The 11,750-nt window shown below is 57.2% G+C and carries 8 protein-coding genes; all 8 read left to right on the top strand.

Annotation, left to right across the window (positions count from 1 at the left end; all coding sequences use genetic code 11):
* Nucleotide 1: 1 nt before the first annotated feature.
* The 8 genes from RCO38_RS18345 (at nucleotide 2) to RCO38_RS18380 (ending at nucleotide 11,232) form a co-directional block, all read left to right on the top strand.
* Nucleotides 2-1,711 carry a type I restriction-modification system subunit M gene (locus tag RCO38_RS18345; RefSeq protein ID WP_308329827.1) on the top strand — a complete coding sequence of 570 codons (1,710 nt, stop codon included), beginning with the start codon at nucleotides 2-4 and terminating at the stop codon, nucleotides 1,709-1,711.
* Nucleotides 1,708-3,285 carry a restriction endonuclease subunit S gene (locus RCO38_RS18350; RefSeq protein WP_308329828.1) on the top strand — a complete coding sequence of 526 codons (1,578 nt, stop codon included), beginning with the start codon at nucleotides 1,708-1,710 and terminating at the stop codon, nucleotides 3,283-3,285. Before RCO38_RS18345 ends, RCO38_RS18350 begins: the two co-directional genes overlap by 4 nt.
* 5 nt (nucleotides 3,286-3,290) lie before the next feature.
* Entirely contained in the window at nucleotides 3,291-5,111 is a 1,821-nt protein-coding gene (locus RCO38_RS18355) for a restriction system-associated AAA family ATPase (RefSeq protein WP_308329829.1), read from the top strand.
* Nucleotides 5,108-6,190 (top strand): HNH endonuclease, encoded by a 1,083-nt coding sequence (locus tag RCO38_RS18360; RefSeq protein ID WP_308329831.1) that lies wholly within the window; start codon nucleotides 5,108-5,110, stop codon nucleotides 6,188-6,190. The genes RCO38_RS18355 and RCO38_RS18360 overlap by 4 nt, the downstream gene beginning before the upstream one ends.
* On the top strand, nucleotides 6,187-7,125 hold the full coding sequence (locus RCO38_RS18365) for a DUF5655 domain-containing protein (RefSeq protein WP_308329832.1): 939 nt from the start codon (nucleotides 6,187-6,189) through the stop codon (nucleotides 7,123-7,125). Before RCO38_RS18360 ends, RCO38_RS18365 begins: the two co-directional genes overlap by 4 nt.
* A 34-nt stretch (nucleotides 7,126-7,159) precedes the next feature.
* Nucleotides 7,160-7,981 carry a DUF6216 family protein gene (locus RCO38_RS18370; protein WP_308329833.1) on the top strand — a complete coding sequence of 274 codons (822 nt, stop codon included), beginning with the start codon at nucleotides 7,160-7,162 and terminating at the stop codon, nucleotides 7,979-7,981.
* On the top strand, nucleotides 7,981-9,651 hold the full coding sequence (locus tag RCO38_RS18375; protein WP_308329834.1) for an RNA-binding domain-containing protein: 1,671 nt from the start codon (nucleotides 7,981-7,983) through the stop codon (nucleotides 9,649-9,651). The genes RCO38_RS18370 and RCO38_RS18375 overlap by 1 nt, the downstream gene beginning before the upstream one ends.
* Nucleotides 9,652-10,110: 459 nt before the next feature.
* Nucleotides 10,111-11,232, top strand: a complete 1,122-nt coding sequence (locus RCO38_RS18380; RefSeq protein ID WP_308329835.1) for a hypothetical protein — start codon at nucleotides 10,111-10,113, stop codon at nucleotides 11,230-11,232.
* Nucleotides 11,233-11,750 lie beyond the last annotated feature (518 nt).

Genomic DNA, 11,750 nt, shown 5'->3' on the forward strand with positions numbered 1-11,750 from the left:
CATGCTGCAAAACAATCCCGAACTCAAAGGCAAGATCGACCAGCTTTGGCAGAAGTTCTGGGCCGGTGGCATCAGCAACCCACTCACCGCCATCGAACAGATCACCTACCTGCTGTTCATGAAGCGGCTGGACGAGCTTGACCTGAAGCGCCAGGCCGAAGCTAGGTTCACGGGCGAGAAGTACACATCCAAGTTCGAAGGCACCTGGTTGCCACCGGAACAACGTGCGCGCATCCCCGAATCGGCGACTCCCCTCGAACGTCTGCAGCTGGAACATGAAGCCATGAGGCTATATGGCGTCGACAAGCGCACCCTGCGCTGGAGCGAGTTCAAGCGCATGCAGGCCGAAGAGATGCTGCAGCACGTCCAAGGCAAGGTTTTTCCTTTCCTCAAAGACCTGAACGGCGCGGAGTCCAACTTCACCCATCACATGCGCAATGCGGTGTTCATCATCCCCAAGCCGGCCTTGCTGGTCGAGGCGGTGAAGGCCATCGACGAAATTTTCGAGGTGATGGAGAAGGACTCAAGAGAGAAAGGACAGGCGTTCCAGGACATTCAGGGCGATGTCTATGAAATGCTGCTGTCCGAGATTGCCACTGCCGGCAAGAACGGCCAATTCCGCACACCGCGGCATGTCATCAAGTTGATGGCTGATCTGGTGCAGCCGCAGCTGGGCCACAGTATTGCCGATCCAGCCTGTGGTTCTGGTGGCTTTCTGCTGGGTGCCTACCAATACATCGTCACGCAGCTGGCTATTCGGGCAGGGGCTACAAATCTCAAGCCAGACGAGGACGGCTTTGTTCGTACCTCAGTCGCGGCTGCGCTGACCCAGGACGCGAAAGACGTGTTGGAGCAGACGCTATGGGGTTACGACATCGACCAGACCATGGTGCGCCTGGGCCTGATGAACCTGATGATGCACGGCATTGACGAGCCGCACATTGACTACAAAGACACCCTCAGCAAGAGCTACACCGAGGAGTCCCAATACAAGATCGTGATGGCCAACCCGCCCTTCACGGGCAGCATCGACAAGGGCGACATCAACGAGAACTTGACCCTTGGCACCACCAAGACCGAGCTGCTGTTTGTCGAGAACATCTATCGCCTACTGGAAAAAGGCGGTACCGCTTGCGTCGTTGTTCCGCAAGGGGTTCTCACAAATACCGGCAGTGCGTTCAAGAAGCTGCGTCAATTGCTAGTGGACAGCTGTGAGCTGAAGGCAGTGATTGCCATGCCGAGCGGCGTCTTTAAGCCCTATGCCGGTGTGGCTACTGCAATCCTGCTTTTCACCAAGGTGTGGGGTTCGAAAGAGAAGGTAATCAAGCCTGCCACCGATCACGTCTGGTTCTATGACATGCGCACCGACGGCTACAGCCCCGACGACAAGCGGACCAAATTGGAAGGCTATGGCGATCTGCAAGATATCGTCGCTCGCTACCACGCACGGAATGCCGAAACAGATTCTGACCGCAGGGCTCAATGTTTCATGGTGCCGCGTGCAGAGATCGTCAACGAACAAAACGGCTACGACCTTTCCCTATCGCGCTACCGGGAGAATGTGTTCAAGCAAGTGACTTATGACAAGCCCAGCGATATCTTGGATCGACTGATTCAGGCAGAGGTGGGCGCCGTGGACGAGGCAGACCTCATAAAGGTGCAGAGCGGTATCGTACGCGAGCTGCTGGAGTTGAAGGGGATGGTGCGATGAGCTGGACCCCAAAGCCTCTACGTGAACTCTTGGAACTGTCGGGCCGCCACCGTGCTGGCGATCAGGATTTGCCAGTCCTTTCGATTACCATGAAGCATGGCTTGGTCGATCAAGCAGAAAAGTTCAAGAAGCGCGTTGCCAGTTCAGACACCTCGAACTATCGTGTCGCATACAAGAACGAATTGGTTGTCGGCTTCCCGATTGATGAGGGTGTCCTCGGTTTTCAGACCAAATATCCAGCAGGAATCGTTAGTCCGGCGTATGACATCTGGAAGCTACGAAGCGAACCAGATTCCCACATCCCCTACCTTGAGCGATATTTGCGATCCGCGCAGGCAAGGGCTTCATATGCCTCGCGCATGCAAGGTGCTGTTGCACGGCGACGCAGCCTAACAAAAACGGACTTCCTCAACCTGGAAATTCCGTTTCCGCCCCTCGACGACCAAATCCGCATTGCCCATCTGCTCGGCAAAGTGGAAGGGCTGATCGCCCAGCGCAAACAACACCTGCAACAACTCGACGACCTGCTCAAGAGCGTGTTTCTGGCGATGTTTGGTGACCCGTTGCGGAATGAGAAGGGGTGGGACAAACCTGAGTTGAAAGCCTTCGGCAGGATTTCGACCGGCAACACGCCACCCAGAAATGAGCCCGCAAATTACGATGGCAGTTTCATCGAATGGATCAAAACGGACAACATCACCGGTGATGCGGCTTTCGTCACACCGGCTACAGAATACCTTTCTGAGGTCGGAGCGAAAAGGGCCAGAACGGTCACGAACGGCGCCTTGCTTGTAGCCTGTATCGCGGGCAGCGTCGAATCTATCGGGCGGGCGGCGTTAACCGACAGAACGGTATCGTTCAATCAGCAGATCAATGCCATACAGCCTGGAAAGGATGTCAACTCTCTGTACTTGTATGGTTTGTTCAAGCTGTCTCGGGCTTACATACAGAGCCACGCCACGAAGGGAATGAAGAAGATTCTGACCAAGGGGGATTTTGAGAAGATCACGATGATCAAGCCACCCCTTGAAATCCAGAATCAATTCGCTGCCATCGTAGAAAAGGTCGAAGCCCTCAAGTCCCGCTACCAGCAAAGCCTCACCGACCTCGAAGCCCTCGACGGCGCCCTTAGCCAGCAGGCCTTCAAGGGCGAGTTGGATTTGTCGCGGGTAGCCTTACCTGCTGCCACTATCGAAGGAGAAAGCCCAGTGGCCGCTAACGTGCCTGCGCCCATCAACGTGCCGGTGATCGACCTGCCCGAAACCGATTTGCTTCTGCCCGCACTGCAAGACCGCACACAGCTTGAGCCGCTGCTGCGCTTCTGGTTGGAGGCTTATACCGAACAGCTCGGTGATATGGCGTTCTCCGTTGACCAATTCATGCGAGCGGCAGAGGCCCGTGCAGAAGAGGTCTTCCCAGATCGCGAGTTCGAGCTGGGTGCCGATGCTTTTGAGTTGATCAAGGCATGGGTGTTTCACGCATTGCGTGCGGGACGCTTGGAACAGGTCTATCCCTGTAGAGACGATGACATCCGCGTGGCTGTGCGAAAGCCGCCTGCCGTAGTCGAGGGCTGAACCCGATGAAGCTGCTGCGGCTGAAGATCACCGACCCGGACGGCTTCCGCAGTTTGCCGACGGGCTTTGAGCATTGCTTCCGAACCGAGATCACCTTGGGGGACGAAGGGGATGAGTTCGCCCCCTTCGTCTGCGCCGGTCGCAACGGCAGTGGCAAGTCAAACCTCCTGGAGGCGCTGGCAGCGATCTTCTACCAGCTGGAGTTGCTGCGGGTGCGGCGCAGTTTCCTGCCGGAGGTGTTTCAGTATGACCCGGTCGACAACCCGCAAGGCATCAAAGAGGGGGCGGGCTTTCCAAACGCCTTTGAGCTGGAGTACCAGATCTACCCGTCGACTTTTTCGCTGGCGGCGTTGGGACGACTCGCAACCGTCCGTGTTGTGAAGCTCAAGGACGAGTCTCCTCGCATGTACTGGACCAACGCCCAGGAGTTCATTCACTTGGCTGACGGCTTGGGCGAAGGCGGCCTTTGTGGCGAGCAGCATCGCGACTTTCTGTTGCCAGATTTCGTGGTGGGCTATTCGTCGGGTGAAAACGAAATCCTGAGCCTGCCCTTCTTCAAGATGCGCTTCATCCAGTTCGACGAGTACTGGACGAGCCTGAGGGAGGGGTTACCGTACCCGGGGCGGCCAGAGACACGTCTGACGTACCTCGACAGCAGCTTCAGCCAGGCCATTCTGTTGTGCAACCTGCTTTTTGCTGGGGACGGCCGGGAAGAGCTCTTCACGCGTGACATTGGCATCGAGGCGTTGAAAGAGTTCCGCATCGTACTCAAGCGGTACGTGTTGCTGAACGAAGCACAAGCCAGGCCATTCATCCGCCCTATCGAACGCTCCACTGCGTCTTCTGATGAGGCGTTCTGGATGGGCCGATCTGCTGTGTCCATAGACCACAAGACTGGGCTGTATCAGTTGGATGTACTTCGGCTGTTGGAAGAGCAGAACCCCAAAGAGCGCCGCATGTCGCAATATCCGTTGGATGCTTTGCGGCGCTGTGCCACGCTGGAGTTTTACGACGAGGCCACCGACACGCTCATCTTGGACTACTGGGTGAACCCGGCGACTCAGCAGGCCTTCCGCGAAAGCTTCTCTGACGCGCGCACGCTGTTCCAGGCTTTCCAGGTTTTGCTCACCCTGAACCTCTACACGGTGAGCGACCAGCTGAAATCCGACCTGTACCGGTCGGATAGCCAGTATGTGAGCGAGACGGTGCCGAAACTGGCGTCGGATGAGCGGGTGATGCGCTTCAAGTTTGTCCGCTTCGCCAAGAAGGGCGTGAAGGAGGCGCTGATGCTCAAGAGCCTGTCAGACGGCGAGCATCAGCTGCTGCATAGCTTGGGGCTTTGCCTTTTGTTCCGGGATACCAACAGCCTGTTTCTATTGGATGAGCCGGAAACGCACTTCAACCCGGACTGGCGCGCCAGCTTCATCAGCCGACTGCGTCAGGGTCTGAGGGGCCGAGAAGGGGCCTCTCAAGAGATGTTGATCACGACGCACTCGCCGTTCCTTATTTCGGACAGCAAGCCCGAAAAGGTGCTGGTCTTCGAGAAAGACCGTATAAGCGGCAACGTGACCATCAAGCACCCTGAGTTCAATACATTGGGTGCTTCAATCAACAAGATCACCATGAACACCTTCGGTAAGCGCGAGACTGTTGGTGGCATTGCTGAAGCGCTGCTTGACGGCTTCAAGGCGCGCTTTGACGCTGGTCAGGAGGACTTGTCGGCTCTGGTCGATGAGATTGAAGCCGAGCTGGGTGACTCGGTCGAAAAAATCCTCTTGATCAAGGCGATACAGGACAAGCTGGAAGAGAAACAAAAGGGGGCGTGAAAGCGATGCTCTTTCCCTACACCTATGTGCCGCACAAGATGGAGAAGATGCAGGGCTTTATTGACTTCATATTCTTTGCGGTGTGGTGCCAGGCTCCGTCAAAAGGACCGTACCGTTTGGAGCTGTTCGCATCGAATCCCGAGCTGTTTGAGGTGATGTCGGAGTTCCACTTCGACGATAGCAAAGGAGCTGAATTCTTCGCAGGGCATGTGGAGCGCATCTACACACTCTTCGCCGCTCTTAGCTCTTGCCAGATTGAGCAGCTTCGGCTCTGGTATGTGGCGAACAACGATATCGAACGCGTCTGCTCCAACGACCCCTTCGTTCCGATAAAACGGTATGCGGACTTCCCCACAGAGATCAAGGACCTTCGCGATCAGTTGGCCTCGTTCTTCAAGGGGCTCTATTCGAACGTGGAAATGGCAGCGCTCAAGAAGCGGATTGGCGATATCAAGGATCACTATCGCGCCTGGGAGGCAGTCAACAAACGGGGTAAGTGCCCGTTCTGTGGGATCAGCGACTTGCTGGGTCAACACCACAGTAAGCGCGAGGCGTATGACCACTACCTACCCAAGGCGCTGTATCCGTTTAACTCCATTAACTTCAAGAATCTCGCACCCGCTTGCCCTCACTGCAACAGCAGCTACAAGACAAGCAAGGACGTCGCGTACCCGGTGAAAGACCCGGCAGGTGCGCAGGTTCGTCGGAGAGCCTTCTATCCGTACTCGGTAGTGCCGTACGAGCTAACGATTTCCTTCAATCTGGACAAAGTCAACCTGTCTTCGCTGGAACCCCAGCATGTGTCCGTCCAGTTCGGACCGGCGGAGCTGCAAGAGCAGATCGACACATGGCGCGATTTGTACGGGATTGATGAGCGGTACAAGGCCAAGCTCTGTGCTGAAAACGATGGAAAGTACTGGTTGGAGCAGGCGCATGGCGAGTGGAAAGAATTGGGCAGAGACCCCCAAGAGCTACTGACCCAAGTCCTTCGGAATGCCCAGAAGGCACCCTACGCAGAGTGCAATTTCTTGAAGGCTCCTTTCCTCAAGGCGTGCGCGGCCAACGGAGCGTTTTCGTGAGCGACATCAAACTCTTCCGCATCACCAAGGGCCATGCCACTGAGCTACAAGGCGCTGCATCAGATCTGGAAAAGCCGATGCAGAACCTGATCGAGGCGAACCTGGACACCTTTCTAGGCATCCGTTTCCTGGCCTCGGAATACTCCACCGGCAAAACGCACGGCGGGCGTATCGATTCGCTGGGGCTGGACGAAAACCACTGCCCGGTCATCGTCGAATACAAGCGCTCGGTGGGTGAAAACGTCATCAACCAAGGGCTGTATTACCTGGATTGGTTGATGGACCACCAGGCCGAGTTCAAGCTGCTGGTGCTGGAAAAGGTGGGCAAGGCCGCAGCCGACGCGATCGACTGGAGCGCACCACGCCTAGTGTGCATTGCGGCCGACTTCACCAAGTTCGACGGCCACGCGGTGCAGCAGATGAACCGAAACATCGAGCTGATTCGCTACCGCAAGTTTGGTGACGACCTGCTGTTGTTTGAACTGGCCAACGCCAGCACCGCCGCCGCCAGCAAGGCCAAGCCCGCCAAAGCCAGCAAGACGCCGGTGACCACATCCACCGCTGTGGGTGGCACCGACAAGACCTTTGCCGAACACCTGGGCGTGCTACCAGCCGATTTGAAGCTGGTGCTGACCTCGCTGGAGGACTACGCCACCTCGCTGGGTGATGACGTGCAGCGCAAAGAGCTCAAGCTCTACATGGCGTTCAAGCGGCTCAAGAACTTCGCCACCGTGGTGTTGGCCAGGAAGGGCGTTCTGCTGTACCTGCACCTGGACCCGGCGCCCGTGGTGAAAGCGCTAAAGAACGCCAGAGACGTCAGCAACATTGGTCACTGGGGCACGGGTGATGTTGAGATCACACTGACCTCGATGAAGGAGTTTGAAGAGATCAAGCCGTTGCTGGCAGCGGCGTATGAGGGGCGGGCGCCGGCTTAAGCTGGTGAGCCGTGCTCGTTAAAGGAGGAACTGTTTGGAAGCTTTCAACGGCCTGTTGCAAAGCCCTTGGCTGCAGCCAGCGATGCCGACGCTGGCTTTCGTTGCTTTGGTTGCGTGGTTTTGGTGGCGTACAGGATCGATCCGCAGTGTGCTGGATCGGGTGTGGCATCTGCTGGCCGGCAGCACGGACGTGAACGACCCGATCTTGAAGGAAGTCCTGGTGAACAGCCGGGACCTGGAGCGGTTCCGCTTCACCTACCGGATCAAGGTGGATTCATTGGATCACGTCCACAAACTGCACGCTTGGAGCCAACAGCATCGCTTGGACATCGCAACCGTCTCCAAGGCCCGCGAGTGGGTGGATGTGACGCGGTCTGACCTGATCAAAGAGCCACCCAGCGCATTCATTCGGCGGAGGGGCTGGCTGGCCGGGCTACTGCTGGCTACTGTCTATGGGCTTGGCGCCTTGTTGCTGCCGTCGGGCGCTTTGCTGCGCATGAAGGCCTCGGGCACCTATTTCCGGCTGCAAGAGTCGTCTTTGCAGCATCCGCTGTGGCTCTGGTCTGTTGCATCGTCGGACTGCAAGACAAGTGTCGACGCGGTAGTGCGTAAGACGGGGTTTACGAAGGAAGAGACGGGCCTGATGTGCGGGATGCTCCAAGGCGATGGCGCGAAGAGCCTGATTGAAGAAAACCAGGCTACCCAGCGTTGGCTTTTTGTGGTCGCCTTGATTCCATTGGGCTTCTGGTTCTTTTCGACGACATGGCAGCTGGGTGCGGCTCGTGCAGCCCTTGCACTGCGCAGGCGCGCTGCGGTCACTGACCAAGGGCCTGAAGACGAAGGCGTAGAACCTTGATGGATGCAAACCAGCTGGCCAACTGCCTGTCGCAACTGATCGCCGCCTGGGAAAGCGAGGTGGTGGAGTTCAAGCGCGCCGACCACGACTACGACACGGACAAGATTGGCGAGTACTTTTCCGCCTTGAGCAACGAGGCGAACCTGCGTGGACTGGACCGGGCCTGGCTGGTGTTCGGGGTGGACGACAAGTCACGTGCGGTGGTGGGCAGTGCCTACCGCATGGAGTCCGATCGGCTGCAGAGCCTCAAGCATCAGATCGCGCAGTCCACTGAGCCGAGTATCACGTTCCGCCACATTCATGTGTCGGCGCACCCGGCGGGACGGGTGCTTATGTTTGAGATTCCTTCGGCACCACGCGGTATGCCGATTGCATGGAAGGGGCACTATTACGCCAGAGCCGGTGAGAGCCGCACGTCCCTGGGTCTGGACAAGCTCGATGAGATTCGCAGCCAGACCTTGTCCTTGGACTGGTCTGCCCAATGTGTCCCCCAGGCTACGTTGGAGCATCTTGATGCCGAAGCACTGAAGGTGGCCCGGGATTCCTTCGCCAAGAAGTACGCCAATCGCTTTCCGCGTGAAGAGGTCGAGGCTTGGCCCGTGGCGACCTTCTTGGAGCGTGCCTGCCTGACACAGGCGGGGCAGCTGACACGGGCAGCGCTGTTGCTGCTGGGCAAGCGCGAGGCTGCCCACTTGCTGTTGCCCCACCCTGCCCAGATGACCTGGAAGCTCGAAGGCCCGGAAAAGGCCTATGAGCATTTGGGCTTGCCGTTCTTGTTGGCGACGTCAGAGCTGTACCGTCGGATTCGCAATGTGCAGGTGCGCATCCTGCCGCAAGACGCTTTGTTGCCGGTGGAGGTGGCCAAGTACGACCAGCGGGTAGTGTTGGAGGCCCTGCACAACTGCATTGCGCACCAGGACTACACCCGTAACGCACGCATCGTGGTGCGGGAACAGCTGGACCGCTTGATCTTCGAAAACGAAGGCAGTTTTTTTGAGGGCGAGCCGCGTGACTACATCGGTGGCGAGAAAACACCGCGACGCTATCGGAACACAGTGCTGGCCCAGGCAATGGTCGAGCTCAACATGATCGACACCATGGGTTATGGCATCCATGAGATGCACAAGACACAGGCGCAGCGCTACTTTCCACTGCCCGACTACGACTTGAGCGAACCCAACCTTGTGCGCATGACCATCCATGGCGCGGTGGTGGACCCCGCATACAGCCGCTTGCTCATTCAGAACACCCAGCTGGCTTTGGCCGATGTGTTCGCGCTGGACCGGGTGCAGAAGAAGCTGCCCATTGATGACGATGTGGCAGGGCGTTTGCGCAAAGCGGGGCTGATTGAGGGCAGAAAGCCGGCGTACCGGGTGTCGGCCGCGGTGGCCAAAGTCACAGCCAGCAAGGCGGACTACATCCGCACCCGAGCGCAGGACGATGAGTTCTACGCCAAGCTGCTGACCGACTACTTGGCCAAGTTCAGGCAGGCAACGCGCAAGGAGATCAATCAGCTGCTGTTGCCCAAGCTGAGCGAGGCGCTGACCGCAGAGCAGAAGGAACGAAAGATTGGCAACCTCTTGACCAATCTCCGTCGGGCAGGGAGGTTGGTCAACGCCGGCACCCGAGCACAACCCATTTGGTCACTTGCAGAAAGCAAAAAGCCATAAACGGCTGCTGTGCTTATGGTCTTTTGAATAAGTCTTTAAGAATCAAAGACTTGGCGCTTTCTGCAAACCGCTAAAAGGGTCGGTTTGCAGAAAGGTTTGCAGAAACGTGTAGAGAGACACATAAGCCAAGAAATGCCCCCTTATGAATCAAGGCTCTCCCGGGCTTCTCGAACCAAAAGGTGAGAAGGCGGGCCTCATAAGGTGAGAAATTCCTCCTGCAGGGGGGGTCTTCCTCCGTACCTCTACGGTGTCATCGCATACGGTCACCCATGGAGACCTTAACCAGAGAGTAACTCCCCTGTGAAGGGTTGAAGGGTCGATGAGAGCACGACGTAGGCCTGCATTTTCCCACCACGGTTTGCTGTTGCTCACAGTACCTCGTTGTTGTTGAATCTTCAAGCATGTCTGCGGCAACGTCGGTAGCCGGTCGTCGGCTCTTGCGCAGGCTGAGGAGGTGCTGTGAAGATTTCGCGTGAAGAGCTGTACCGCAGGGTTTGGGAGAAGCCAGTCACCCATATCGCCAAGGAACTCGACATCTCTGACGTCGGTTTAGCCAAAGCTTGTCGCAAGCATGCGATTCCTCTGCCCCCGGTGGGCTACTGGGTGAAGCTCAAGTTCGGCAAGGCAGGTTCCAGACCACCGCTGCCAAAGCTTGCGGTCGAGAGCGAGATAGAAATCGATGCGCGCCGATACCGGCTTGCTCCTCCAGTCAAGGCAGACGAGAACGAACCCAAACTGGTCGTCGTCCCCCAGCCTGAACTTCAGGCTGAAAAGCTCAGCCGGTTCACTGCAGCGACCCGAAAGAAGCTGCTGAGTACGAAGCCTGACAGACACGGCTTCCTTGAGTGCTCGGGCCCAGAACTGTTTTCATGTCGTGTCTCTGAAGGAACAGTGGAATATGCAGCTTTGCTCCTTGACGCGGTGGAGAAGGCACTGCCCGAAGTCCAAGCGAAGCTGGTCAAAGGCGAAAAGGCCCTTGAGTTTGAGCATGACGGCCAGCGCGTCTCGTTCCGACTTTTCGAGCAACATTCAAGAGCTGAGGCGCCCGTGCAGGACCCGTTCTACAAGCGCTTGGGAGGCACTGAATATGTCTATACCTTTACCGGGAAGCTGAGCCTAGAAATCACCAGCTACTTTGACGGGCGCAAGAAGTGGGGTGATGGCGCTCGCGAGTCTTTGAGCGACAAACTCGGCTCGTTCGTCCAAGGTCTTGTGGACGCTGCAAGAGCCCTGAAGAAGCGCGCTCAAGAAATGGAAGCGCAACGACTGAGATGGGCAGAAGAAGCCAGAGTGCGCGAAGAGCGGGAGCGCGAAAATCGTGCGTTGGAAGACTTCAGGCAGAAGCTCCTGGCCGAGGCCAAAGCATCGAACGACAGTCAGTTGATGCTGGCGTACCTGCTTCGCATTCAGGAGCGGTTGGCAGAATCAGATACGCCCCTGCAAAAGCACGCTCATGAATGGCTGCAAAGAGCGCAGCGCATAGCTGAACAAACGAACCCCGAACTTCGTCGTGTCCGGCGACTCACCGCTGGCGGAGAACCGGACCCCTTCAGTGGCTACTTCGGGCGAGCTTTGATTTGACCGTCTGAACCATGCGGCTCAGACGCATGTCTCCCCTTGCTGCGGGCCTGGCTGTTGGTTGCCGATGTTCCAGAGGGCCCTGCGGTAGTACTGGACCCAACGCTAGTGAAGAATCGAGCCCGCTTCTTTGCCCGCTAGGGAATTGAGGTCGCAGTTTCCTTTCCTTTTGCCACTGCGACCTGGGTGCGCGATAGCACTGTTGCCCGTGAAAGGACGCATCTGTACTGCGGGTGTAGGAATAAAAACAGATAGCCTCAAAGGTATTTGTTGCTCTCAAACCGGGGCAGCGCATAGAGTCACGCTCCGATTGAAGGAGCGCTGAATGCGAGCCCCAAACTGGATTTGCGATGACGGAACTGCCATCTCCTTGTTGCAGATGAGCACTGCGCACATTTTGAATGCCCGGGCCTATCTGCTGTCTGGAACTGGCCCATACGGGCCGTATGCGTCCGGTTATCCCATCTTGACATGGGCCGCTCACAGATAGCTTAGCAAGAGATCAAGCCGCGGGTTTACAG

This window comes from Hydrogenophaga pseudoflava (genome assembly GCF_031020795.1).
GTDB classification, from domain to species: Bacteria; Pseudomonadota; Gammaproteobacteria; order Burkholderiales; family Burkholderiaceae_C; genus Hydrogenophaga; species Hydrogenophaga pseudoflava_A.